General features: G+C 69.7%; 20 protein-coding genes and 3 pseudogenes. 13 read left to right on the top strand and 10 right to left on the bottom strand.

Features of this window, described 5'->3' with window-relative positions; translation table 11 throughout:
* Nucleotides 1–54 precede the first annotated feature (54 nt).
* Nucleotides 55–1,689: a DEAD/DEAH box helicase gene (locus ACFU53_RS33225; protein ID WP_384000807.1), complete on the top strand. Its 1,635-nt coding sequence runs from the start codon at nt 55–57 to the stop codon at nt 1,687–1,689.
* 23 nt (nt 1,690–1,712) lie between these two features.
* On the opposite strand, the pseudogene ACFU53_RS33220 reads toward ACFU53_RS33225, so the two are convergent.
* A pseudogene (locus ACFU53_RS33220) lies at nt 1,713–1,841 on the bottom strand (ABC transporter permease); the annotation flags it as partial.
* Between the two features lie 275 nt (nt 1,842–2,116).
* Here ACFU53_RS33220 and ACFU53_RS33215 point away from each other — a divergent pair.
* On the top strand, nt 2,117–2,701 hold the full coding sequence (locus tag ACFU53_RS33215) for a tellurite resistance TerB family protein (protein WP_384000804.1): 585 nt from the start codon (nt 2,117–2,119) through the stop codon (nt 2,699–2,701).
* Nucleotides 2,702–2,792: 91 nt separating this feature from the next.
* Nucleotides 2,793–3,042, top strand: a pseudogene (locus ACFU53_RS33210) (iron chelate uptake ABC transporter family permease subunit); the annotation flags it as partial.
* A gap of 266 nt (nt 3,043–3,308) precedes the next feature.
* Here the strand turns inward: ACFU53_RS33210 and dacB are convergent.
* Nucleotides 3,309–4,652 (bottom strand): D-alanyl-D-alanine carboxypeptidase/D-alanyl-D-alanine-endopeptidase, encoded by a 1,344-nt coding sequence (gene dacB / locus ACFU53_RS33205; protein ID WP_384000801.1) that lies wholly within the window; start codon nt 4,650–4,652, stop codon nt 3,309–3,311.
* 307 nt (nt 4,653–4,959) lie between these two features.
* Here dacB and ACFU53_RS33200 point away from each other — a divergent pair, with 307 nt between their 5' ends.
* Entirely contained in the window at nt 4,960–5,373 is a 414-nt protein-coding gene (locus ACFU53_RS33200) for a VOC family protein (RefSeq protein ID WP_384000798.1), read from the top strand.
* A gap of 106 nt (nt 5,374–5,479) precedes the next feature.
* On the opposite strand, the gene ACFU53_RS33195 is transcribed toward ACFU53_RS33200, so the two are convergent.
* A complete protein-coding gene (locus ACFU53_RS33195) occupies nt 5,480–7,057 on the bottom strand; it encodes a carbohydrate-binding protein (protein ID WP_384000795.1) in 1,578 nt (525 codons plus the stop codon).
* Between the two features lie 432 nt (nt 7,058–7,489).
* Between ACFU53_RS33195 and ACFU53_RS33190 the strand changes: the two genes are divergently transcribed.
* On the top strand, nt 7,490–8,725 hold the full coding sequence (locus ACFU53_RS33190; RefSeq protein WP_384000792.1) for a glycosyltransferase: 1,236 nt from the start codon (nt 7,490–7,492) through the stop codon (nt 8,723–8,725).
* A 201-nt stretch (nt 8,726–8,926) separates the two neighbouring features.
* A complete protein-coding gene (gene helR, locus ACFU53_RS33185; RefSeq protein ID WP_384000789.1) occupies nt 8,927–11,194 on the top strand; it encodes an RNA polymerase recycling motor ATPase HelR in 2,268 nt (755 codons plus the stop codon).
* Nucleotides 11,195–11,384: 190 nt separating this feature from the next.
* Here helR and ACFU53_RS33180 read toward each other — a convergent pair whose 3' ends face one another.
* Nucleotides 11,385–11,579 (bottom strand): hypothetical protein, encoded by a 195-nt coding sequence (locus tag ACFU53_RS33180; RefSeq protein WP_384000786.1) that lies wholly within the window; start codon nt 11,577–11,579, stop codon nt 11,385–11,387.
* A gap of 261 nt (nt 11,580–11,840) precedes the next feature.
* On the bottom strand, nt 11,841–12,524 hold the full coding sequence (locus ACFU53_RS33175) for an NADPH-dependent F420 reductase (RefSeq protein WP_384000784.1): 684 nt from the start codon (nt 12,522–12,524) through the stop codon (nt 11,841–11,843).
* 79 nt (nt 12,525–12,603) lie between these two features.
* On the opposite strand from ACFU53_RS33175, the gene ACFU53_RS33170 reads away from it, so the two are divergent.
* A complete protein-coding gene (locus tag ACFU53_RS33170; protein ID WP_384000781.1) occupies nt 12,604–12,984 on the top strand; it encodes a winged helix-turn-helix transcriptional regulator in 381 nt (126 codons plus the stop codon).
* Between the two features lie 241 nt (nt 12,985–13,225).
* Nucleotides 13,226–13,579, top strand: coding sequence for a hypothetical protein (locus ACFU53_RS33165; protein WP_384000779.1), 354 nt, complete (start codon nt 13,226–13,228; stop codon nt 13,577–13,579).
* Between the two features lie 212 nt (nt 13,580–13,791).
* Here the strand turns inward: ACFU53_RS33165 and ACFU53_RS33160 are convergent, their stop codons facing one another.
* Complete coding sequence (locus ACFU53_RS33160; protein WP_384000777.1) at nt 13,792–15,876, bottom strand: RICIN domain-containing protein; 2,085 nt, start codon at nt 15,874–15,876, stop codon at nt 13,792–13,794.
* A 293-nt stretch (nt 15,877–16,169) separates the two neighbouring features.
* On the opposite strand from ACFU53_RS33160, the gene ACFU53_RS33155 reads away from it, so the two are divergent.
* The gene (locus ACFU53_RS33155) at nt 16,170–17,180 is read left to right on the top strand and encodes a LacI family DNA-binding transcriptional regulator (protein WP_384000774.1); all 1,011 of its coding nucleotides are present in this window, start codon (nt 16,170–16,172) and stop codon (nt 17,178–17,180) included.
* A 17-nt stretch (nt 17,181–17,197) separates the two neighbouring features.
* Here the strand turns inward: ACFU53_RS33155 and ACFU53_RS33150 are convergent, their stop codons facing one another.
* On the bottom strand, nt 17,198–17,503 hold the full coding sequence (locus ACFU53_RS33150; protein ID WP_384000772.1) for a hypothetical protein: 306 nt from the start codon (nt 17,501–17,503) through the stop codon (nt 17,198–17,200).
* A gap of 361 nt (nt 17,504–17,864) precedes the next feature.
* Here ACFU53_RS33150 and ACFU53_RS33145 point away from each other — a divergent pair, with 361 nt between their 5' ends.
* The 3 genes from ACFU53_RS33145 to ACFU53_RS33135 all read left to right on the top strand — a co-directional run bounded on the left by ACFU53_RS33145 (nt 17,865) and on the right by ACFU53_RS33135 (nt 21,124).
* Nucleotides 17,865–19,073: a sensor histidine kinase gene (locus tag ACFU53_RS33145; RefSeq protein WP_384000810.1), complete on the top strand. Its 1,209-nt coding sequence runs from the start codon at nt 17,865–17,867 to the stop codon at nt 19,071–19,073.
* A complete protein-coding gene (locus tag ACFU53_RS33140; protein WP_384000769.1) occupies nt 19,070–19,822 on the top strand; it encodes a response regulator in 753 nt (250 codons plus the stop codon). The genes ACFU53_RS33145 and ACFU53_RS33140 overlap by 4 nt, the downstream gene beginning before the upstream one ends.
* A gap of 105 nt (nt 19,823–19,927) precedes the next feature.
* The gene (locus ACFU53_RS33135; RefSeq protein ID WP_384000766.1) at nt 19,928–21,124 is read left to right on the top strand and encodes a serine hydrolase domain-containing protein; all 1,197 of its coding nucleotides are present in this window, start codon (nt 19,928–19,930) and stop codon (nt 21,122–21,124) included.
* Between the two features lie 56 nt (nt 21,125–21,180).
* Here the strand turns inward: ACFU53_RS33135 and ACFU53_RS33130 are convergent, their stop codons facing one another.
* Entirely contained in the window at nt 21,181–22,404 is a 1,224-nt protein-coding gene (locus ACFU53_RS33130; RefSeq protein WP_384000763.1) for an RNA-guided endonuclease InsQ/TnpB family protein, read from the bottom strand.
* A 25-nt stretch (nt 22,405–22,429) separates the two neighbouring features.
* On the opposite strand from ACFU53_RS33130, the gene tnpA reads away from it, so the two are divergent.
* The gene (gene tnpA / locus ACFU53_RS33125; RefSeq protein ID WP_384000760.1) at nt 22,430–22,846 is read left to right on the top strand and encodes an IS200/IS605 family transposase; all 417 of its coding nucleotides are present in this window, start codon (nt 22,430–22,432) and stop codon (nt 22,844–22,846) included.
* 169 nt (nt 22,847–23,015) lie between these two features.
* Here the strand turns inward: tnpA and ACFU53_RS33120 are convergent.
* Together ACFU53_RS33120 and ACFU53_RS33115 are read right to left on the bottom strand one after the other, a co-directional pair.
* Nucleotides 23,016–23,219, bottom strand: a pseudogene (locus ACFU53_RS33120) (hypothetical protein); the annotation flags it as partial.
* Between the two features lie 254 nt (nt 23,220–23,473).
* Nucleotides 23,474–23,824 (bottom strand): hypothetical protein, encoded by a 351-nt coding sequence (locus ACFU53_RS33115; protein WP_384000757.1) that lies wholly within the window; start codon nt 23,822–23,824, stop codon nt 23,474–23,476.
* Nucleotides 23,825–23,973: the final 149 nt, after the last annotated feature.

Here is a 23,973-nt window from a genome sequence, read left to right as displayed (position 1 = left end):
GGTGCGGGCCCCGGCTCGTGTGCGACAGGCGCCGCCGCATCGAGGAAGGTCCCCATGAACCGCACGGCTCGCACGAACAGCAGCAGCTCCTCCCGCTCCCGTACGGAGAAGGGCTCTGCCACCCGCACGGACAACGGCTCCACCGGTGCCGGCGCCGCTCGGGGCAACCGCGCCCGCTCACAGGCGACGGGAGCGGGGACGGGGACGGGGACGGGCAACCAGAGCTCTCCTTCTCGTGCGGCCAGGAACGGTTCACCCAAGAACGGTTCGGCGAAAGCCGGTGCCGCCAAGAACGGCTCGCCCAAGAACGGTCGGAGCCGACGCGGTGGTCGGCCCGCCGTGGCCGCCGTCGGTGGGGAGTTCGCGCTGCCGGTGACGGTCACGCCCGCACTGCCGGCAGTCGAGACGTTCAATGAACTGGAGCTGCCCGCGCGGCTGTTGGAGACACTCGGCGCCGAAGGGGTGACCGCCCCGTTCCCCATCCAGGCCGCGACGCTGCCGAACTCACTGGCCGGCCGGGACGTCCTGGGCCGGGGCCGCACCGGATCGGGCAAGACGCTCGCCTTCGGTCTCGCACTGCTGGCCCGTACGTCGGGGCAGCGGGCCGAGCCCCGGCAGCCGCTGGCCCTCGTCCTCGTGCCCACCCGGGAACTGGCCCAGCAGGTCACCGATGCCCTCACTCCGTACGCCCGCGCGCTGCGTCTGCGGCTCGCCACGGTGGTCGGCGGCATGTCCATCGGACGTCAGGCGAGCGCGCTGCGCGGCGGCGCCGAGGTGGTCGTCGCGACGCCCGGACGGCTCAAGGACCTCATAGACCGCGACGACTGCCGGCTGGACCGGGTCGCGATCACCGTGCTGGACGAGGCCGACCAGATGGCCGACATGGGCTTCATGCCGCAGGTGACCGCGCTCCTCGACCAGGTGCGACCCGACGGCCAGCGACTGCTGTTCTCGGCCACCCTGGACCGCAACGTCGACCGGCTGGTCCGCGACTACCTGCACGACCCCGTCGTCCACTCGGTCGACCCGTCCGCGGGCGCCGTCACGACGATGGACCACCACGTACTGCACGTCGAGGACGACGACAAGCACGCCACCACGACCGAGATCGCCGCCCGTGAGGGACGGGTGATCATGTTCCTGGACAGCAAGCACGCGACGGACCGGCTGGTCAAGAAGCTACTGGCGGTCGGCGTGCGCGCCGCCGCCCTGCACGGCGGCAAGTCGCAGTCCCAGCGCAACCGGGCCCTGAGCCAGTTCAAGGACGGTGACGTGACGGCGCTGGTCGCCACGAACGTCGCGGCGCGCGGCATCCACGTCGACGACCTCGACCTCGTCGTCAACGTCGACCCGCCGGGCGACCACAAGGACTATCTGCACCGGGGCGGCCGTACGGCCCGCGCCGGCGAGTCCGGCACGGTCGTCACGCTCGTCCTGCCGCACCAGCGCCGTGACGTGACCCAGCTGATGGCCGTCGCCGGCATCACCCCGACGACCACCAGGGTCCGCTCGGGCGGCGCCGACCTGAACCGCATCACCGGCGCCCAGGCCCCCTCGGGCGTCCCCGTCGTCCTCACCCCGCCGGTCACCGAGCAGCCGCCCGCCCGCCCGGCTTCGGCATCGCGTGGCCGCCGGGGCCGCCCTTCCCAGGGCCGCCGCCGCGCCCCCGCGAAGGGCAACGGCCGCTGACAGCAGCCGCGTGGGCGCCGCGCTCAGCGGCGCAGCGCCTCCGCCGGCTGGATGCGGGAGGCACGCCAGGCCGGGCGAAGGCCGGCCACCAGGCCGATGGCCGGGGCCGCGGCGACCGTGGCGGGGTGGATCACCGGTGTCCGGTCGCGGACGAAGGATGGCGCCGAACCACAGGTGACCGCCACGCTACCTGAACCCCGGTATGGCGAACTCCGCCACGGGACAAGGGGATTCGTAGTCGGCGTGCTGCGGGCGGCGGGCAGCAGCCGGCCGAGGCCGACTGTCCCATGAGGTCCGTGACTCCCGGGACAGGGCGGTGGTCTTGGAACTCTGGAGGGGGCGGCAGGCGTTCACAGGAAGACGTGCGGAACGCACGCGGACGACCGGAACGACCGGCACGACACGGGCTGAAGCCGAGGTGGCACGCATGGCGATGTGGGATCGGATCAAGGACCAGGCCAAGGGTCTGCAGCAGGCGCAGGGAGCGCGGGGCGGCAGCGGACACGGGCGGCCGGGCATGGGGTCCACGGGCTCCACCGGGTCCTCGGGCTCCGGGCGGTCCTCCGGCGGATCGAAGGCCCAGCTGGTGAGCGCGCTCAAGTCCCAGCTCACCTCCCTCAAGACGGAGCTGAAGAGCGGGGCCTACCGGGACGCCAGCATGGCGATGTGCGCCCTGGTCGCCGCCGCCGACGGAAATGTGGACCCGGCCGAGCGGCAGCACGTGGAGTCGCTGATCCTGAACAACGACGTTCTGCAGAACTTCCCGGCCGACCAGCTGCGGCAGCGCTTCAACAAGCACGTAGACCAGCTGTCTTTCAACTTCCAGCAGGGCAAGGCCGAGGCCATGCAGGAGATCGCCAAGGCGGCGAAGAAGCCGACGGAGGCGCGGGCGGTCGTACAGACCGGTTTCGTGGTGGCGGGCGCGGACGGGTACATCGCCCAGTCCGAGGAGCAGGTCCTGCGCGAGGCGTGCGCCACCCTCGGCCTGTCCCCCCAGGAGTTCGGCCTCTGACGCCCCCGACTCGGACGAAGGGCACCCTTCTCCCGAAGTGATGGAGAAGGGTGCATGCCGGGAGTCGTAGGCCGCCCAGCCCGGAGGCGTCCTGCAGCGCGTCGACCGGCTGGTCGCCGCCCTTCTCCTGTCGTCGCTGGCCGTGCTGGCGAGCCTCGCGGTGGGCAGTCGGACGATTCCGCCCTCGGCGGTGTGGGACGCGCTGGCCCACGGCGGTACGAGCGACGACGCCCAGGTCGCGGGCGCTTCGGGTGCCGCGGACGGTCATCGGCGTGTTCGTCGGTGTCGCGCCGGCCGTGGTCGGCACGGTCCTGCAGGGCATCACCAGTAACCCCATCGCCCCTAGGCGACCTGGAGGACCACCTCACCGAGTAACCGACGGTCGCTTGAGGGCACTCGTGCGCGTGACGGTGACCGACGGGCCCGGTCATGGGACCCGCCGGCCCCGACCGACCTCGGGCGGCTCACGGTGGGCGGCACTTGTGCACGATAAGTGGGCAGGCGACAGAGCGAGATGCCGTCGTAGGCACACACACGCTGACGTCGCCGCCCCACGGACGCCGGCCGTCCCCACACCCGGCGTCCGTGAGCCTTCAGGTTCTGTGCGCTACACCCAGCAGCCGTTGACCGTGGCCGCGAGGCCGTCGAGGGCGTCCTTGATGTCGGACGGGCCGGCGGCGGAGTCGTTCTCGATGAAGGAGAAGACCTTCCACTGGCCGTCCTGGGCCTTGGTGAGACCGCTCAGGGCGACGGCGCCGGTGAGGGTGCCGGTCTTGGCCTTGACCCGGCCGACGGCGCACTTGGAGTCGGCGGTGTCGAAGCGGCCGAACTCCGGGCCCAGCGTGGCGCCCGCCTCACCCGAGACGGGCAGCCCGTCGATGATGTACTTCAGCGTCTGGCTGTGCCGGGGGTCGGCGGCCAGGTCGACGATGTCGGCGATCGTCCGAGCCGGGATACGGGTCGCGCGGGACAGCCCGCTGCCGTCGTACATCTCGAAGTGGTCGAGCGAGATGCCGTAGCGGGTGAGGACGTCGCGGACGACGGCCGTCCCGTCCTCGAAGGTGGCGGAGCGGCCGGCGCCGAGCGCGGTGAGCCGCAGCAGCGACTCGGCGATGTCGTTGTCGCTGACCTTGAGCATCTGCTTCACGATCGTGGACAGCTTGTCGGACGTGTGCGAGGCGACGGGCACGTCCCCGTTGCCGACGACCCCGCGCGTGACCTCGCCGTCGACCGTCACGCCCCGCTCGGCGAGGAGCCCCGCGAAGACGCCGCCCGCGTCGAGGGAGGTGTCGTCGACGTTGTGCGAGTCGACGACCAGCGCGCGTACGGGGGCGATGGAGTCGGGGTAGTAGCCGGTGTTCCAGCCGCCCGCGAGGGTCGGTTCGGGGAAGAGGCTGTCGTCGATGCGGACCTTCACCGAGGTGAGCCCGGCGTTCTTCAGCCCGGCGACGGCGGTCTTGGCGAGCGCGTCGAGGTCGTCGGTCGTCAGGGTGCGGTCGCCGCCGCCGACGAGGGTGAGCGTGCCGTCGCCGTACACGACCTTCGTGGTGAGCCGGTGGTCCGGGCCGAGCACCGTCAGCGCGGCGGTGGAGGTGGCGAGCTTCGTGTTCGACGCGGCCATCAGCGCGGTGTCCGCGTTGTGACCCCACACCACCTTGTCGGACTCGGCGTCGATGACGACACCGCTGAGCGTGCTGCCGAGACGGGTGTCCTGGCTGCGGGTGTTCAGGTTGTCCGCGATCTTCTGCTCGGTGGCGTCGAGTTCGGTGGCACCGGCCTTCGCGGTCGTCTTGTCGGCGGCGAAGGCGGACGTGCCGGCCAGGATCGTCCCGGCGACGGGGGCGACGACGGCGATCACGGCCGCCCGCCGGAACGCCGGGTTCGGAGCCTTGGCCTTACGGTGCCGACCGCTCGCGCGGACTACGGAGGACGGGGAGGAGGAGCTGGGCATGGGGGGCCTCGGTGGGGGAGGTTCATGGAAGTTCACGGTGCTTCACAGAATCTTGAAAGCGAAAGTAACAGCCGTGACTCCCGCTACCGATGGGTACTTTGTGAAGACTTGACGCGCCCGACTCCGTTTGTGACGGAGGCCACGCAGTACGGGCGGACGGGCTGACGGGCTGAGGGGCTGAGGGACGGACGCGCCGCAGCCGGCACCGGAAGCGCGCGGGCGGCCCGGCATGCCGTTGTCAGTGGCGGGGGCTAGTCTCCGGACAACTGACCGTTTGCTCCGTCTGATCCGTTTTCAGGAGGTTCTCGTGGTCTCGCGGCTCAACCCCTACCTCAGCTTCGACGGCGACGCCCGGCAGGCGTTGGAGTTCTACAAGGAGGTCTTCGGCGGCGACCTGGCGCTGAACACCTACGGCAACTTCGGCGAGCCCGGCGCCCCGGAGTCCGACAAGATCATGCACGGCATGCTGGAAACGCCGAGCGGCTTCACCCTCATGGGCTCCGACACCCCGCCCGGCATGGACTACACCCCGGGCAGCAACTTCTCCGTCAGCCTCAGCGGCGACGACGACACCGAGCTGCGCGGCTACTGGGAGAAGCTCTCCGCCGGCGGCTCGGTCGCCGTCCCCCTCGACAAACAGATGTGGGGCGACATCTTCGGCATGTGCACGGACCGCTTCGGCACCCCGTGGATGGTCAACATCAGCGAGCCGCAGGGCTGAGCCGGTAAACCGGCTCGGCACGGGAAGACCCCCGCCCGTAACGGCGAACCGTTGCTGGCGGGGGCGACACGTCACCCTCTTCTCAGCCGATCATCCGGTCATCCGGTCATCCGAAAGTGACGTCGAGGCTTCCGTCGCTGCCGAAGGACCAGTCCAGGCCGCCGGAGTACGAGGAGCACCGGGACCCGTTCGACCCGGACCAGAACTGGTTGGAGCTGTCGGAGCTACCGATGATCCGGTCGTTCGTACCGCTGCCGCTGCGGCACGACGTGTTGTCGCGGAACACCGACGTACCGCCGTCGAAGTTGAAGTTCCGCTCGGTGTTGTCGATGCTCACGTTCCCGGAGACCGCCATGGTGCCCGGGTTGCTGTTCCACGTGAAACCGTGCTTGCCGTTGTCGTAGGCGATGCTGCGCCGGACGATGTGGTTCACGGAGATGTCGTCGCCACCGAGCTTGTAGCCGTTGCGGTCACCGTTCCCGGCCTGCGACCCGTCGCTGAGCGTGCCGTTCTCGTACGCGAGCGAGTCCTCGATGGTCACCGGCCCGATGGCCCCGGTGTCCGGCTTGGTGTAGAGGTCCCAGCCGTCGTCGATGTTGTTGTGGGCCACGGCGTACCGGAAGACGTTCCCGGTCCCGGTGGTGAGCTTCGCCGCGAACCCGTCCGCGTCCTCCCCGTCGGAGTCGGCGTTGTCATGCGACTCGGCGCTCAGGATGAGATTGTCCGAAGGCCAGTCGGCGGTAGGGGTAGTGGAGGCGATCCGCCCCAACTGCAGCCCCGTGTCCCGGTTGAACCGCGTGACGGTCCGCTCGATGACGTTGTCGCTGCCGCCGACGTAGATACCGTTGTCCCCGGCGCGCTCGACGACGAGCCCGCGGACGTGCCAGTAGGAGCCGTTGATCTGCAGCCCCCGGTTCGACGAACTCTCGCTCTGTGCCGCGAAGTTGAGGACGGGCGTCTCACCCGGGTAGGCGGAGAGGTTCGTACGGGCGGCGGCGGTCCCCGAGTTGCCGACCGGGATGGTGACGGTGGACGAGTGGGCGTACGTCCCGCCGCGCAGGTAGATGGTCCCGCCGGCGGCGATCCGGCTGATCGCCGAGGTGAGGGTGGTGGGGGCCGAGACCGTACCGGCCGCGGAGTCCGTCCCCGTCGGTGAGACGTACAGCGCGGAGCTCGACGGCGGCGGTGTGGTGGTGCCGTCGGGGACGTTCGCGTCGAGGTAGTCGATGTTGGGCAGCCCGGTGGAGGCGGTGGGGCTGATCCGGATGACGTTGCTGCCCGAGCTCACCGGCACGGTCAGCGTCTTGGTGGTCCACGCCGTCCAGGTGCTGGTGCTCTCGAAGGACGTGGTCGCGGCGGTCGTACCGTTCACCGTGACGCTCGCGGCCCGCGCCGCGGTGGTGCCGTTGGCGAACCGTACGGACAGTGTCGCCGTGCCCGATGCGGGTGCGGTCACGGTGAACTGCGCGTACGCGCCTGCGGCGTTGGTGCCGTTGCAGAATCCGCTGCCCGAGTATCCGGTCCAGTCGGAGTCGATCGTGCCGGTGCAGACGGCCGGTGACGTCTCGGCCTCGTACCGGGCGGTCGCGGCCTGCGCCGCCGTACCGGACAACGCGACCAGCAGGCCTGCCACCAGACCTGCGCTCGCCGTCGCCATGACGGGTCTCACGTGCGTCGTTTGCATCTTCGGTCTCCAGGGATGAGATCCAGAGTGCGGTTCGGAGTGCGATCCGGAAAGCACTTTCCCTGTGGCCGAGTGTCGGGTGATGACCTGAGCACGTCAATAGATCGGCACGCAGATTCTGTTCACATGGATGAACCACGGATGGGTGATGATGGACATCTCTCCGGGAAACACGTCTCTCAGCTGAAACTCATCCCTGGATGTGAACGATGAGGGCGCGCAAAAAAACCGGCCCCCTGGCTGAGACGCCGCCTGGGTGCCGGGACAGAACCTGGCAGGAAGAGAGGCAAGAACAAAGGCAAGGAGGTAACCCACTCCTTGCCACTCTCAACGTATAGCGCACCGGGGGGCTTGCGGCAAGGCCCCCGTCGTGCCGCAGAATCTCCGGCCTGAGCCAGTATCGCCAGTATCGAAGGAAACCGGGGGCGCTGAATGCGTGTGCTGTTGGCGAACTACGACTCGCGTGGGGGCGTCGAACCGCTGGTGGGACTCGCGGTCCGGCTGCGCGAACTCGGCGCGGAGGTGCGGGTGTGCGCGCCGCCGGACGAGGAGTTCGCGCGGCGGCTGGCCGGTGTCGGCGTACCACTGGTGCCGTTCGGCCGGTCGGTGCGCGCGATGATGACCGCGGCGACGCCGCCGACGGCGGACGGCGTGCCCCGGCGCGCGGCCGAGCTGCTCGCGCAGTTCGACACGGTCGCCGAGGCGGCCGAGGGCTGCGACGTGCTGGTGGCGACCGGCCTGCTCCCGGCCGCCGCCTGCGTCCGGTCGGTGGCCGACAAACTGGATGTCCCGTACGTGTACGCGAGCTTCCAGTCCGTCTCCCTGCCGTCGCCGCACCACCGGCCGATGCAGCGGCCGGGCAAACCGTTGCCGTCCGACGTGACCGACAACCGGGTGCTGTGGGACCTGGACGCCCGGAGCGCGAACGACCTGTTCGGTGAGGTGATCAACACCCACCGGGCGTCGGTCGGTCTCCCGCCGGTGGACGACGTCCGCGATCACGTCTTCACCGACCGTCCGTGGCTCGCGACGGACCCCGTCCTCGACCCGTGGCAGGAGTCGTCGGACCGCGACGTCGTACAGACCGGCACGTGGATCGTGCCGGACGAACGCCCGCTCCCGGCCGAGCTGACGGCGTTCCTGAACGCCGGCACACCGCCGGTGTACATCGGCTTCGGCAGCATCGCCATAGGTGGCGCCGAGGACGTCGCCCAGGCATCCATCGAGGCCATCCGTGCGCAGGGCCGCCGCGTGATCGTCTCCCGAGGCTGGGCCGGGTTGGGTATCGTCGACGACCGGGACGACTGCTTCGTCGTCGGCGAGACGAACCACCACGCGCTGTTCCGCCGGGTCGCCGCCGTCGTCCACCACGGCGGCGCGGGCACGACGACCACGGCGACCTGGGCGGGTGCGCCCCAGGTGGTGGTGGCCCAGGGGGCGGACCAGCCGTACTTCGCGGGCCGGGTGGCCGAGCTGGGCATCGGCGCGGCCCATGCCGGGCCGACCCCGACGTTCGAGTCCCTGTCGGCCGCGCTGGAGGTGGCCCTGGCACCCGAGACCCAGGCCCGGGCGACCGCCGTGGCCACAATGGTCCACACGGACGGGGCGACGGTGGCGGCGAAACTGCTCCTTGACACGATCGTCCGGGACAGGCGGCAGCCGGGATAGGCGGCATGTGCCCGCGTGAACGACGGGGGCCCATCTGGAAGGAATTCCCCGTCGCAGCAGAACCACCAAGCAGAACCATCGAGCGGGACCATCGAGCGGGGCCACCGAGCAGAGCCATCGAGCGGGACCATCGAGCAGCACCACCAAGCAGTACCCATGGTCGTAAACGACCTCACATTCGGAGCGTTCGGAGCGAATGAAGTGACCCCCCCGACCACCCCCAGCGCGTTCGACCTCCCCGACCGCCTCTCCGCCAAGGCCGACCCGGCCCTGATCGCCGCCGACGAGCGGCACTTCGCGGCGCTCGCCCAGTGCCTCGAAGAGTCGATCGCCGAGGTGTCCGCCCAGCTCGACGCCGTACGCAAGGCCCCCGGCGGCCTGGGCCGGCACGCGATGGACCGGGACACGGAGATCCACCGCCTGACCGCCCGCCTGCGCACCCTGCGCCGCTTCGGCCTGGACCTGTGCCTCGGCCACATGGTGAGCCCGGACGACCCCGACCCCGTCTACATCGGCCGTCTCGGCCTCACGGACAGCGCGACAGGCCGCCGCCTGCTGATCGACTGGCGCTCCCCGGCGGCCGAACCGTTCTTCGGCGCGACCCACGCCAACCCGATGGGCCTGACGAGCCGCCGCCGCTACCGCTGGACCAACGGCCGTATCGGCGACTACTGGGACGAGATCTTCTCCCCGGACGAACTGGACGGACTCACCGACCACCACGCCGCCGCCCTCGACGACCAGTCCGCCTTCATCGCCAGCCTGGGCACCAACAGGTCGGAGCGCATGCGGGACGTACTCGGCACCATCCAGGCCGACCAGGACGCCATCATCCGCGCGAGTTCCCGAGGCGCCCTGGTCGTGGACGGCGGCCCCGGTACCGGCAAGACCGTCGTGGCCCTCCACCGCTCCGCCTACCTCCTCCACTCCGACCCCCGCCTGGGCCACCGCCGAGGCGGCGTCCTCTTCGTGGGCCCCCACCGTCCGTACCTCTCCTACGTCGCCGACGTCCTCCCCAGCCTCGGCGAGGAGGGCGTACAGACGTGCATCCTGCGCGACCTGGTCGCGGAAGGGGCGGCGGCCGGTTCGGAGCCCGACCCGGAGGTGGCGCGGCTGAAGTCGTCCGCGGCTCTGGTGGGCGGGATCGAGAAGGCCGTCCGCTTCTACGAGGAACCCCCCACCAAGGGCATGACGGTCACGACTCCCTGGTCCGACATCTGGCTGAGCCCCGACGACTGGACCGCGGCCTTCGAAGCGGCGGAACCCGGCACCCCGCACAACGAGGCCCGTCACCAGGTCTGGGAGGAACTCCTCACGATCCTGACGGACAAACACGAGGCCGAATCCGACGCCGACGCCGACACGGACGCCGACACCGCCGTCTCCCCCGCGCTTCTCCGCAGGTCCCTCCTGCAGAACAGGGACCTGGTCGCGACCTTCAACCGAGCCTGGCCCCTCCTCGAAGCGGCCGACCTGGTCGGAGACCTGTGGTCGGTACCGGCGTACCTGCGCATGTGCGCGCCCTGGCTGAGCCGCGAGGAAGTACAACGGCTCCAGCGCACGAACCCCCAGGCCTGGACGACGTCCGACCTCCCCCTCCTGGACGCGGCCCGCCAACGCCTCGGCGACCCGGAAACTGCCCGCCGCAAGCGCCGCCACGAGGCCACCCTCGCCGCCCAGCGCGAGCGCATGAGCCAGGTCGTCGACAACCTGATCGAGGCCGTCGCCAACTCCGGCGCCGACGCGGACGACGGCGAAGGCCTGGTGACCATGCTCCGCGGCGAGGACGCCCAGGTCAGCCTGGTCGACAACTCCGAACTACCCATCCTCGACCCGGACCTGCTCGCCGGCCCCTTCGCCCACATCGTCGTGGACGAGGCGCAGGAACTGACGGACGCGGAGTGGCAGATGCTGTTGCAGCGCTGCCCCTCTCGCAGCTTCACGATCGTCGGTGACCGCGCCCAGGCCAGGCACGGCTTCACGGAGTCCTGGCAGGAACGCCTGAAGCGGGTGGGCCTCGACCGCATCAACCTGGCCTCGCTGACCATCAACTACCGGACGCCGGAAGAGATCATGACGGAGGCCGAGCCGGTCATCCGAGCCGCCCTCCCGGACGCGAACGTCCCGACCTCCATCCGCAGCGGCGGCATCCCGGTCACACACGGCCCGACGTCGGACCTGAACGCGACCCTGGACACCTGGCTGGCCGCCCACGCGGACGGAATCGCCTGCGTCATCGCAGCCCCGGCCTCCGCAGCCCCGGCCTCCGCAGACTCCGCCTCCGCCACACCCTTCCGCCCGACACCCCGCGTCCGCTCCCTGACCCCCGAACTCTCGAAGGGGCTCGAATTCGACCTGGTGGTGCTCATCGACCCGGAGAACTTCGGCGAGGGCATCGAAGGAGCGGTGGATCACTACGTGGCGATGACTCGAGCGACACAACAACTGGTCATCCTGACGACCACCTGAGGCCGAACGAGACCGACAGCAAGCCGCGCGGGGCCGACCGCAAGGCGCGCGGGGGGCGGCCGCAAGGCGCGGGGGGCCGGCCGCAAGGCGCGGGGGGCCCGACCGCAAGGCACGGGGGCCCGACCACAAGGCACGGGGGCCCGACCGCAAGGCACGGGGGGGGCCGACTACAAGCTGCGCGAGACCGACCTCAAGCCGTGGCCTCGGCCAGCCGGTGGAAGGCCTGAGTAGTACCGGGATGAGCCATCTCGTCCAGCAGATGCCGCCAGTCGGGGTCGGCAACGGGGGCGGGATGCGCCAGGTCCCACGCGGCGAGCAACGGACCGAACCCGCCCTCGTCCCGCGTCTCGGTGGTGCTCGTCTGTGAAGGCCGCGTCGACTTCATGGGAGTCTCCCTCCATCTGGGAACCCTGCACTTCCGGAATCCGCCTACTCCAACGATCCCGCTCCCGAGTCCCCAAAACCATGCAGTTCCCTACCGAACCGGGGGTGGAGGTAGCTGCACCCCCGGGGTGCCGTTGGCCCGCACGCGGATCATTGCGGGGCGTTACGGGTCGTTACGGGGCGTCACGGGGCGTGGGGGGCGTCGTCGGGGGTCGTCGCGGGCTGTCGTCGCGGCCCGTCGCGGCGTCGGATGCTTGAACTCCTAACGGAGAGTCCTCTTGCCGCCTTCTGCTTGCTCACGACCCGGTCCGGACGCATAGGCCAGCGGAGGTGCGATGGCCTGGACGTCTGCTCCCTCTCCGACCCACAGTGCGATGAAGAGCGCGGCGGTCGCCTCCAGGAGTCCCGCCCGTTCGAGACCGCCGCCGGTTACGGGCTCGCAGCCCACGTCCCGCACCAACTGGCGTACACGTGCGAGGGCTGCATGGTCGTCCCCGCAGACCGGAACGGCCAGTGGCCGCCCGTCGAAGACGGGTGGCCGCATGCGCCACACGTCCTCGTGGCAGAGATTGAACGCCTTGACCACATGGGCTTCCGGTGCCATCGCGGCCAGCTGCTGCGCGGCCGAAGGGCCTCCCTCCGTCAGCAGCCGGAAGCCCGGCCCGACCGGGTTGGAACAGTCGAGCAGCGCCTTGCCGTTCAGGGCCGCCCGCAGCTCCCGGACCACGCTCGTCCCTGCGTCAAAGGGCAGCGCGGCCAGCACCACGTCACCGAACTCGGCCGCCGCACGCAGGCCGGCATGCTTCGCGCTCCCCCCGATGCGCGTCGCGAGCGACTCCGTCTTGTCTGCGTCCCGTCCCCCGATGGTCACCTCGTGCCCGGCCCGCACCCAGTGGAAGGCGAGTGCGTCCGCCATGTTGCCCGTTCCCAGCACACCGATTCTCATCACGTATTCCCTCTCCGTGCCTGCTTGGACCGGACCGTTCTCAACGACGCTAGGTGGCCTGTCGGGCACCATTTGGTACGTGACGACCGACGCCTTCCTCGCCGACTGCCGCGCCCGCCTCGCCTTCGACCTGCTCTCCAACACCTGGAACGCCGTGGTGCTTTGGGCACTGCGCGACGGCCCCAGGCGCCCGGTCGAACTGCGCGAGCGCATCGGCAGCATCAGCTCCAAGGTCCTCACCGAGACGCTGCGGCGGCTTCAGTTCAACGGGCTGGTGGCACGGCAGACACATCCCGGAGCACCGCCGCGGGTCGAGTACCGACTCACAGCTCTGGGAAGGTCCTTGCTGGCGCCCATCGACGCCATCGGAGCATGGGCCTTCGCGCACGGTGATGAGGTCATGGCCGCCCAGGAAGCCGCATGCACCTCCACCACACAGCGCCCTCCTCATACCCGCTAGACCGGTCAGCAGTGTGAGTTCAGACGTCGCCAGCAGATGCGTGCGCACTCTCATCAGCCCCGTTCACGGCGGTTCGGGCCGGACCCTCGCGGGGCCGTCCGCCGACGGTCAGCCGCCGATGAACACGGGTGAACGCCCCTGCACGCACCCCGACACCCTCGCCACCACGGTTGGAATGCGCGTTGGTCGCCGTGGACACCTGGCCCGCGACACCACGAGTGATGGCCGCTAGGTTGACGCCGTGGACGATGAAGCGATCACCATCAGGCTCACGCACGATCAAGCGTTCGTGCTGTCGGACTGGTTGTACCAAGTGATGTTCCGGTCCGACGACCTTGAGGGGATCATTCGCGACCGAGCCGTCTGGTCACCGATCTACACGATCTCAGGAACGCTGGACGGGACGCTGACCGAGATCTTCATGCCCGACTACACCCAGCTCCTTGAGGCTGCCCAGGAGCGCCTCCGGGTCAGCATGTACGGAGAAGCCGACGAGTCGGCGGCGTCAAGCGAGGACGCGGCCACCGCACCACAAGCGCACCGGATCGAGCGGGGAACAGCGGAGAACGACGGTGAAGGCGGCCAAGGCCGATGAGACCCCGTCCTGGACATCAGCCCGGCTCAGTGCTCGAACAGGCCGCGAATGATCGCAGCTTCCCGAGTTGAGTGCGTGAGTTCGAATTCGTATCGCCCGCTACACAAGAAACCCCAGGTCGATGACCTGGGGTTTCTTGTTGTCGATCGCCTTGACCATCGACAGGTGCGGTAGGCGTTGCGAAGGACTACCGGAGTGTCACGCTGCTCGGGCTATGAACCGTCGGTGTCCCGCACGGCCGAAGCGGCCGTCACGTCCGTCAGCTTCCAGCGCTGGTTGTAGCCCGAGTTGGGCCACCAGACGCCCACGCCGGCGCCGTCGTTCGTGGACTGGCCGTAGACGTCGGGGAGTTGGCCGGTGGCCGCGTTCACCAGGGTCCAGGTGGTGTCGCCCGTGGTGGAGAGGATCCATTGGGCGGCGGTGTCGCGGGTGCCCGTGTCGGCCTCGGCCACCAGGGAGCCGTTGCGGATCGCCAGGCGCTTGTGCGAGGCGGGCTCCGTCAGGGCGAAGCGGGTGCGGTTGCCCGTCGGGCCGCTGCCGATGCGGTCCACGGCCCACTGCTGGCCGGCGGGGTTGGTCGCGTTCGGGTTCTTGATGACCAGGCTCTTGCCGTCGGCGGCGACGGAGAGGTTCTTGTTGCTCTGGAAGCCCGTCAGGGTGTAGGTGCGGTCGTCCTGGACCTCGGCCGAGGCGGCGGCCACGCCCGAGACGTTACTGACCAGGAACGACGTCACTGACTGGGCCGGGACCGTGATCGTGGCCTTCTTGTCCGTGACCTCCACGGCCTTCTGGCGGATCAGCTTGCCGGCTGCGTCCGTCACCACCGGGGTGACCCTCGCGTGCTTCCCGACGTCGCCGAACCCGGACAGGTCGAGGGTCACAGCGCGGGGTGCCGTCGTGCTGTTGACGTGGACGACCGTGGCCTTCTTGCCCTTCTTCGCGACCGCGGCCGTGCTCGACTCGTCGTTGGTCTTGATGAGGCGGTCGCCCGGCTTGATGTAGTGCGTGAAGTTACGGGCCGTGTCGAACTTGGTGTTCGTGTAGATCGGGCACGACTTCAGGGTGTCCGACGACTTGCAGGAGAACGAGAGCTGGATGGAGCCCCAGTTGCCGCCCTTGGCGGACTCGCCGCCCGGCTTCATGTTGTCGTAGTCCTCGACCGGCTGCCAGAAGACCCAGGCCTGGGGCTCCAGTTCGCGGAGGTCGTCGACCATGCGCTGGGCCAGGCCGAGGCCGGGGCGCATGTCGGTGAAGCTCTGGCCGTCGCCCCAGTCGCCCTCGACCTCGCTCATCCAGAGCGGCTTGTCGGCGGCCTTGGCGAGGTCGCGGACCGTGGTGCGCTGGCCGGTGCCGTAGGTGTGGACGTTCATCTGGCCTACGAGGTCGCGGACTTCCTGGGGGTAGGAGTTCCAGTTCGTGGCGAAGATGCCGGGGTTGGTCTCGTCCATCGCGGAGATCTCCGCGTTCGTACGGGAGTCCGACAGGACCGGGGCCAGCGCCTTGATGACCTTCTGCTGGAGTTCGGGGCCGATGTGGGCGCCCTCCTGGCGGCCGCCGGTGGGCTGGCCGTCGGCGCCGAGCTTGGTGCCCCAGTAGTTGGTGTTGGGCTCGTTGAAGGGGTCCAGGGTGTCGACCTTGATGCCGTGGGCCTTCTCCAGGCGCTCGGTGGCACCGACGAGGTACTTGGCGAAGTCGTCGACCGAGTCGGCCTTCAGCTGGTCCTTCGAGGAGTCGAAGCCGCCGGAGACGTAGCCGCTCTCCGTCATGAACCACGGCGGGGAGTTGCTGAAGGTCTCCCAGTGGTCGATGTCGTTCTTGATGCGGTCGATCCACCAGCGCTGGGTGGCGTCGGCGTCCTTGTTCCAGTCGTTCTTGTCGTCGGCGCTCCACCAGTCGACGTCCTCGCGGGTGGTGCCCGCCGGGGCGTTCCACCAGCCCTCGACCGCGCCGCCGGCGCGCAGGTAGTCCTTGACGTCGGGGGCGTTGCCGCCGCCGATGTTGTAGCGGGCGATGTTGAGGTCGAGGCCGTCCTTGCCGAAGAGGAGGTCGGCCAGCTTTTCGCGTACGTCCGGGGGGTAGTCGCCGGTGGCGTTGGCGAACCAGACCAGGCTGGTGCCCCAGCCCTCGAAGCTGTCGCCCTTGTAGGAGGGGTCGGGGCGGACCGTCACCTCGGCGACGGCGGCCGACGTGTCGGCGTGCGCCATCGGCAGGGAGGTCGTGGCCATGACGGTTCCGGTGGCCAGGGCTGTGACGCCGATGGCCCCGAAAAGCCGTCTCGTACGGGTGCGGTGTGCCATTCGAGTACTCCAACTCTTCCGTGTGCCGCGTCCCGGCGGTACACGGAGATCGGGGCCGACGTTCAGCGTGGTGCGGTTCGGTGCGATGCTTTTGTTGCGGTTCAGTGCGCTCTCGTATGGTTTGTCTCAGTGGATGTTTACGTAAACATCCACTGAGGCGGATGTCTACACTGTCCGAATCTCGGCGGTCAAGGAGTCGTCAAGAGTCGTTGCTCAGGACTCGGGGGAACAAGGTGGACACAACCGACGGTCGTACGAGGAGACGTACCGCCCGGCCCCGGCAGGGGCCCTCCATGGGGGACGTCGCCCGGCTCGCCGGTGTCTCCGCCCAGACCGTCTCCCGGGTGTCCAACGGGTTCGCCGGGGTCAACGAGGACACCCGGCGGCAGGTGCTGGACGCGATGCGGGAGCTGGGGTACCGGCCCAACAGTGCCGCGCGGGCGCTGCGGCGCGGGGAGTTCCGGACGCTCGGCGTGATCACCTTCTCCCTCTCCACCCTGGGGAACATCCGCACGCTCGACGCGATCGCCACGTCCGCCGCGCGGGAGGGGTACGCCGTCACGCTGCTGCCCGTCGCCGTGCCGACGCAGGACGAGGTGAACGGGGCCTTCTCGCGGCTCGGGGAGCTGGCTGTGGACGCCGTGATCGTGATCATGGAGGTCCATCTGCTCGACGCGGCGACCGTGTCGGTGCCGCCCGGGGTGCAGGTCGTGGTCGCCGACTCGGACGCCGGGGACCGGTACACCGTCGTCGACACCGACCAGGCGGGCGGCGCGCGGGACGCCGTACGGCATCTGCTGGAGCTGGGGCACGGGACGGTGTGGCATCTCGCCGGGCCCGGGGACTCGTTCGCGGCGCAGCGGCGGGCGAACGCGTGGCGCGCCACGCTCGACGAGGCGGGCTGCCGGGAAGTGCCGCCCCTCGTGCGCGGTGACTGGTCGGCGGAGTCCGGGTATCGGGCCGGGCTGCGGATCGCCGAGGAGGCGGGCTGTACGGCGGTGTTCGTCGCGAACGACCAGATGGCCCTCGGGCTGCTGCGGGCCCTGAACGAGCGGGGGCGTCGGGTCCCCGAGGACGTCAGTGTCGTCGGCTTCGACGACATTCCCGAGGCCGCGTCCTTCCTGCCGCCCCTCACCACCGTCCACCAGGATTTCGCCGAGGTGGGGCGGCTGTGTGTGGAGGGGGTGCTCAGCAAGATGCGGGAGGGCGGGGAGGAGAGGGCGGAGGAGTACGGGACGACGCTGGTGCCTACGCGGCTGGTACGGCGGCGGAGTACGGCACCGCCACCGGCGGCCGCCCGCTGAGCCCCGGCCTGCGCGGATCAGGACCCGAGGGACTCGCTTCGAGCCGACTCCTGCCGCTGCTGGTGCTGCTCGTGCTGCTGGTGCTGCTCGTTCCAGAGGCCGGAGAGTTCGCCGAGTGCGCTGTGGATGCGGCCGAGTTCCCAGAGCAGGTAGACGCTGGCACCGGCGAACGGGATCCACGAACCCAAGTGGAAGACGAGAACCGGCATGTACAGCAGGCCGACCAGGACAAGGAATCTGAGGAAGATGGCTGTGTACGGCTGGTTCCGTTCGACCATGGCCTGCTCTCCCCGGCCGTGAATCCACTGTAAGTGCGACCTCATGACTGCCCCCTTGGCCTCTCGGTCGACATCATGCCGTCGGCTGGTCGGCGAGTGCTAGAGAGCGCTGGTACAGGTTTCTTCACAAACGCCGAGTTCGTCTTCGGGGCTGTCTGGCGGAGTTGTGCCCTGTGGGTGTGGCGGAGGCCGGCGTAGCGGGCCATGGCTTGGTCCAGGTGGTCCGGTGGGACGTCGACCCTGTGGTACTCCAGAGCCAGGACGAGGGTGTGCTCCTCCGGGCGGGAGCGGGCCACGGCGCCGACTGCGAGTGAGGGGCGCTCAGGAACGGTTGCCGATAAGGCAGTTGGGGCCGCTTCGCCGCCGGTTCCCGGTGCGCCCGTTACGGTGAGGAACCGTGAAGGACATACGGGGACCGCTGGGTGTGCGGGGCGCGCGGGGATGGTGGGAGCGGGGGCGGGCGCTCGGGGACGCCCATCCGTGGGTGGTCGATGTCGGGATCGCGCTGCTGGTGCAGGGGGCGATGACGATGCCGTTCGTGGTGCCGCGGGCGGCCGGGCTGGCGCCGGTGACATGGGCGGCGTACGGGCTGACGACGCTCACCGTGGTGCCGCTGGTCTGGCGGCGGCGGGCTCCGCTCGCCGTGCTGCTGGCGATCATGGTGGCCAGCATGGTGTACAAGCTGGCGCTGGACGGGCCCGGGCAGCCCTTGCCGTACAACGGGCTCGTGATCGTCTACACGATCGCCGCGCTGTCGTCGCCGTGGAAGCGGATGGTCACCGGGCTGCTGGTGCTGGTCGCGGTGCCGGTGGGGGTGTGGCTCAACAGCCGGACGGCGCGTGAACTGACCTTCTCCGCCTTCGTGTTCGCGGCGGCCTACGTCTTCGGGCGGCTCACCGACACCCGCCGCCGCGCCAACCGCATCGAGGCCGAGCAGGCCGCCGCGCGCGAACGGGCCCGGATCGCGCGGGAGATGCACGACATCCTCTCCCACGCGGTCAGCCTGATGATCGTGCAGGCGGAGGCCGGGCCCGTGGCGGTCCGTACGGCTCCGGAGCGGGCCGAGGCCGCCTTCGACGCGATCTCCGAGTCCGGGCGGGATGCCATGGTCCAGCTGCGCAGGATGTTGGGGGTGCTGCGGGAGGGGGATGAGGGGGGTGGCGAGGGGTACGAGCCCGGGCTTGCGCCCCGTGAGCCGCAGCCCGGGGTCGGGGATCTGGCCGCTCTCATCGAACGCGTGCGGGGCAGTGGGCTTGAGGTCGAATACGGGGTGGCGGGGCGGGAGCGGGAACTGCCGGGGGCGGTCGGGGCGGCCGTCTTCCGGATCGTCCAGGAGGCGTTGACGAACACGGTCAGGCATGCGGGCGCCCGTACTGTCCTTGTCCAACTCGCCTATGGTGACGCCGACTTGAGTGTGCGCGTGACGGATGACGGGCGGGGCCCGCAGGTCGGGTACGGCGGCGGCAGTGGGCATGGGCTCGTCGGGGTGCGGGAACGGGCGGCCGCGCACGGCGGTACGGCCGTCGCCGGGGCGGGGCCGGGCGGGCGCGGGTTCGAGGTGCGGGTGCGGATACCCGTGCCGGCTGTGGTGCCGACGGCGGAGGTGGGGCTTTGACGATCCGGGTGGTCGTGGCCGATGACCAGGAACTGGTGCGCAGTGGGTTCGCGATGATCCTCGATGCCCAGCCGGACATCGAGGTGGTCGCGGAGGTGGGGGATGGGATCGGGGCGGTCGAAGCCGTGCGGCGGTACGGGGCGGAGGTGGCACTGCTCGATATCCGGATGCCTCGGATGGACGGGATCGAGGCGTGCCGGGCGATCGGTGCGGATGGCGCGGGCCGTGCGGGCAGCGCCTGCCGGACGGTGATGCTGACGACCTTCGACTCCGACGAGTACGTGTACGAGGCGCTGCACGCGGGGGCGAGCGGGTTTCTGCTGAAGGACGTCCGGCGGGACGATCTCGTGCATGCCGTACGGGTCGTGGCGCGGGGTGACTCGTTGCTCGCCCCGTCCGTGGCGCGGCGGCTGGTGGAGCAGTACACACGGCCGGCCGCCGCTCGGTCCCGGCGGCCCGATCCCCGGCTCGACGTGCTGACCGGGAGGGAGCGGGAGACGCTGTTGCTGCTCGCGCGGGGGCTGTCGAACGCCGAGATCGCCGTGGAGCTGGTCGTGAGCGATCACACGGTCAAGACGCATGTCGGCAACGTGCTCTCCAAGCTCGGGCTGCGGGACCGTATCCAGGCGGTGATCTGCGCGTACGAGACGGGGCTGATCGCGGCGGGAGACACTCCGGCCGCCCCTGCGCATCCCCCGGGCGGGGGAGCCTCCCGGCCCGGTTCCTCCCCCGCGTCGGCGAGGGACTGACCGCAGCGGCCTCCCGAAGACCGCCTGTGCGGGCGATCCGCGCGAAGCCGCCGGTCAGAAGGATGGAGTCGGCAACAACACCGGCTCATATCCACGGAGTTGACCATGAAGAGTGCCACCCGCACGCTGCTCGCCGCCGCGTTCGTTCTGGGGGTGGTGACGGGACCGGCAGCTCTGCCGGCCACCGCCTCCTCCGCCACGACCACGACCACGACCACCGTCTCCGCGCAGTCACAGGCGGACCCCGACCTGGCCGCCGCCATGAAGACCGCCATCGCCGGTCTCCCTTCCGCCGACGCGACCGCCGCGCTCGTGCGCGTCGGGGGCACCGACGGTGTGTGGCGGGGCAGTTCGGGGGTGCATGACCTGACGACCGACCGGGCGGCCGATCCGAACGGCCGCTTCCGGGCCGGGTCCGTGACCAAGGTGTTCACGGCGGCCGTGGTGCTGCAACTGGCCGCCGAGGGGCGCGTGGACCTCGACCGGAGCGCCCGTTCGTATCTGCCGGAGCTGATTCCGGCGGCGTACGGCGGTGTCACCGTCCGCCAGTTGCTCAATCACACGCACGGTATCCCGGCGGCCGACTTCCCGGGGACGACGGTCGAGGAGTGGTACGCGAACCGTTTCCGGATCCACGACCCGGAGGACATGGTCCGCTCCGCGACCTCGAAGAAGCCGGAGTTCGCGCCGGGTGAGCGGCAGCACTACCTCAACATCGGGTACACGGTCGCCGGGTTGCTGATCGAGCGGGTGACCGGGGACTCGTACGAGAACCAGGTCACCCGGCGTGTGCTGAAGCCGCTCGGGCTGCGGAACACGTACTTGCCGGGGACCGACCCCCGGATCGTCGGCCCGCACAACCACGGTTACCAGCGGATGACGCTGGGCGACGGGACGACCGGGCTGCGGGACGTGACCGTGTGGGGGAGCACGGACGGGTGGGCGGCCGGTGACATCGTCTCGACCACGGCGGATCTGGAGCGGTTCACGAACGCGCTGTTCCGGGGGCGGATCGTGCCGCGCGGGCCGGTGCTGGAGGAGATGTTCACGGTGCCGGAGGTGGCGGACTTCACGACCGGCAAGCCTGCCGAGTTCGCCGTCGGCCTCGCCAGGAAGGTGCTCGGCGGGCGTGAGGTCTGGGGCAAGACGGGCGGTCGCTGGGGCTACAACACGGCCATCGCCTCCACCCGCGACGGCTCCCGCACCCTCGTCTACAGCGTCAACTCCACGGACGCCAAGGGCAGGGACGTGAGCAAGGTGGCCCTCAACGTCATGGTGGCGGCTTACGGCATGCCGGGTTGACTTGCACCTCGGGCTGAAGCCCGAGGATTCTGGCCTTCTCGATCGTTGCTGTGCCGCTACGCGGCACGGGGTTCGGTCGGGAATCCGTGGCTTCCTGTTTCTTCGCGCTGTGCCAGAACGAGTTCTGGTCCTACCGGCGCTCCGCAGGCTGATACCGCCAGTCCGGCGGCCGTCTTCACGTTGATCGCGGCGTTGGTGTCCCGGTCGTGGACGGTGCCGCAGGCGGCGCAGGTCCATTCCCTCACGTCGAGGGGTTTGGGCCCGTCTTTGACGCCGCAGGTGGAGCAGACCTGACTCGTCGGCTCGAACCGGCCGATCTTGATCAGGGTCCGTCCGTACCGTTGTGCTTTGTACTCCAGCATGTTCACGAATGAGGCCCAGCCGGCGTCGTGGACGGACTTGGCCAGCCGGGTGCGTGCCAGTCCCGTCACGGACAAATCCTCCACGGCGATCCCTTGGTTCTCGGTGATCAGCTTTGTGGAGAGCTGGTGGTGGAACTCATGGCGGGCATCGGTGACCTTGACGTGGGCGCGAGCGACCTTGAGCCGGGCCTTTTCGCGGTTCTTCGAGCCTTTCTGCTTGCGGGACAGTTCCCGCTGGGCCTTCTTCAGCTTCTTCTCCGCGCGGCGCAGAAACCGCGGGGAGTCGATCTTCGTGCCGTCGGACAGGACCGCGAAGTGCGTGAGGCCGAGATCGATGCCGATGGTGCGGTCGGTGGCGGGCATCCGGTCGGCATCCGCCTGTGGGTCGGTGTCGATGACGAAGGAGGCGAAGTACCGCCCGGCGGAGTCCTTGATGACGGTGACCGAGGTGGGGGCGGCGGGCAGGATACGGGACCACTTCACCTTCACCGCACCGATCTTCGGCAGGTTCAGCCGTCCGCTGTCGGTGATCTTCCAGCGGGCGTTCGCGGTGAACCGGATCGACTGACGGGTGTCCTTGCGGGACTTGAACCGCGGCGCACCGGTCCTGGGCCCCTTGCGGGTTCCCTTGAGGGAGGCGAAGAAGTTGCTGTAGGCGGTCTCGGCGTCGCGCAGGGACTGCTGGAGAACGACCGCGGAGACCTCGCCCAGCCAGGACCGCTCCACGGTCTGCTTCGCCTGGGTGATCAGCCGTGTGGACAGCTCGCCGATCTTCGGAAACGGCTTTTCGGCCTTGCGGGCGCTCTCGCGGGCGTACACGGCGTCGTTGAACACGACGCGGGCGCACCCGAACGCCTTCGCCAACGCGGTCTGCTGGCCGGGGTCCGGGTACAACCTGAAGGCGTACCTGAGCTGCATGACAGCCACGCTACATAATTGGGTTATGGCTGAGATGCAGAAGATCAGAACTGGTCGGCACTGTGCTTTCGTGATGCATGTGCACTTGGTCTTCGTGACCAAGTTCCGGCACGGAGTGTTCACCGATGTTCATCTGACGCGCATGGAGGAGATCATGCGGTCGGTGTGCGCGGACTTCGAGTGCGAACTGGTGGAGTTCAACGGCGAGGACAACCACGTCCACCTCCTGGTGAACTTCCCGCCCAAGGTCGCCGTCACCAAGCTCGTCAACTCTCTCAAGGGCGTCTCCTCCCGCCGTCTGCGCCAGGAATTCCCCGACCTCGTACGCCACTACTGGCGGGCCAACAGACTCTGGTCCGGGTCCTACTTCGCCGGCACCGTCGGCGGCGCCCCCCTCACCGTGGTCAGGCAGTACATCGAGCAGCAGAACCGGCCGGCATGAGCGTTTCCCGGCTCCGCCGGGACCAGTGATCACGACGCTCCGCGCCGCGGGTGGTGAACACGCCGCGTCCGGCTCCGCCGGACCAGACGCGGCGACGCTCCGCGTCGCAACCATCAGATTCGCTTCACCACCAGGCTGAAGCCCGATGCACTGCGAATGAATCCCGGTAGCCCGACAGGTCATAGGCCCCGGCCCCGGCGTTCCCCAGCTCGACGAAGTCCCTGACCAGGGACGCCCCCGAGTTCCCTCCGCCGCCGTACACCTCCCCGATCACCGCACTCGCCGACGGCGCGGCGAAGGCGGCGGGCAGCACACCGAACGCGAGCGCTCCGGCCGCGCCCACGGATATCAGGGGATAGACGACGCGGCGCACACGGGCCCCGCTTCCTGCGGATCTGTCGGACCGGTCGGATATGGACACGCTGGCGGTCTCCTCGTACGTCGGGTACGTCGAAGTGGCGGTGTGGGGGAGGCGGCTCAAGTTACGCGCGTAGAGGGGGAGTCGCCAAGGGGCCGCAGGTTAAATCCCGGGAACGACGGGGTGGGTGAGCCTGACGCGTCGTGACGCACCCTGACGCATGACGAAGTGCGCCCGGTCACCTGCTCGGTGGCCGGGCGCAGTCGCGTCTATGCCCCGTCGCGCTGTGCGAACTGCAGGGAGAGGGACCGCAGGACGTCGGTCGTCGTCATATCGGTCAGCCCCTGGTCGTGCACCTCGGCAAGGTGGACGAAGGCGTAGGAGAAGCAGTTGGCCAGGGCCGCGATCGCCGGCCCCAGGGCGTCCGTGATGATGTCCGTGGCCTCCTGGGCGCTCGCGTCGGCGGGCAGCTCGATCTCGGGCAAGGTCTCCGCGAGCAGCGCGGAGACGGCCCCCGTCAACGCCACTTCGGAGCCGGGGTGCTCGCGAGCCTGCCGCCGCATCTCGACCGCCTCGGTGAGGATGCCCACGACTCGCTGCATGATCTCGGATTGCTGCATGGGGTGGAGCCTAGGGCCTGCCCTCGGGTACGCCTGCGCCGTCAACCGGGACGATCGTCGGGGGGTGCCCCGATCTGTTTCGTCAACCCTGGTGGGGTCGGCTTGTAGGGGTTGATCCGGGTTTTCGGGAACGTCCCGCGAAGCGGGAC

The sequence above is a fragment of the Streptomyces sp. NPDC057474 genome (assembly GCF_042802555.1).
Lineage (GTDB): Bacteria > Actinomycetota > Actinomycetes > Streptomycetales > Streptomycetaceae > Streptomyces.
This window is presented reverse-complemented; position numbering and strand designations above follow the sequence as displayed.

Bases quoted from the DNA above. Each gene is read 5' to 3' on its own strand.
- ACFU53_RS33225 (WP_384000807.1), top strand. From the start codon at position 55: ATGAACCGCACGGCTCGCACGAACAGCAGCAGCTCCTCCCGCTCCCGT.
- ACFU53_RS33215 (WP_384000804.1), top strand. From the start codon at position 2,117: ATGGCGATGTGGGATCGGATCAAGGACCAGGCCAAGGGTCTGCAGCAG.
- dacB (WP_384000801.1), bottom strand. From the start codon at position 4,652: ATGCCCAGCTCCTCCTCCCCGTCCTCCGTAGTCCGCGCGAGCGGTCGG.
- ACFU53_RS33195 (WP_384000795.1), bottom strand. From the start codon at position 7,057: ATGCAAACGACGCACGTGAGACCCGTCATGGCGACGGCGAGCGCAGGT.
- ACFU53_RS33190 (WP_384000792.1), top strand. From the start codon at position 7,490: ATGCGTGTGCTGTTGGCGAACTACGACTCGCGTGGGGGCGTCGAACCG.
- ACFU53_RS33180 (WP_384000786.1), bottom strand. From the start codon at position 11,579: ATGAAGTCGACGCGGCCTTCACAGACGAGCACCACCGAGACGCGGGAC.
- ACFU53_RS33175 (WP_384000784.1), bottom strand. From the start codon at position 12,524: ATGAGAATCGGTGTGCTGGGAACGGGCAACATGGCGGACGCACTCGCC.
- ACFU53_RS33160 (WP_384000777.1), bottom strand. From the start codon at position 15,876: ATGGCACACCGCACCCGTACGAGACGGCTTTTCGGGGCCATCGGCGTC.
- ACFU53_RS33155 (WP_384000774.1), top strand. From the start codon at position 16,170: ATGGGGGACGTCGCCCGGCTCGCCGGTGTCTCCGCCCAGACCGTCTCC.
- ACFU53_RS33150 (WP_384000772.1), bottom strand. From the start codon at position 17,503: ATGAGGTCGCACTTACAGTGGATTCACGGCCGGGGAGAGCAGGCCATG.
- ACFU53_RS33135 (WP_384000766.1), top strand. From the start codon at position 19,928: ATGAAGAGTGCCACCCGCACGCTGCTCGCCGCCGCGTTCGTTCTGGGG.
- ACFU53_RS33130 (WP_384000763.1), bottom strand. From the start codon at position 22,404: ATGCAGCTCAGGTACGCCTTCAGGTTGTACCCGGACCCCGGCCAGCAG.
- tnpA (WP_384000760.1), top strand. From the start codon at position 22,430: ATGGCTGAGATGCAGAAGATCAGAACTGGTCGGCACTGTGCTTTCGTG.
- ACFU53_RS33115 (WP_384000757.1), bottom strand. From the start codon at position 23,824: ATGCAGCAATCCGAGATCATGCAGCGAGTCGTGGGCATCCTCACCGAG.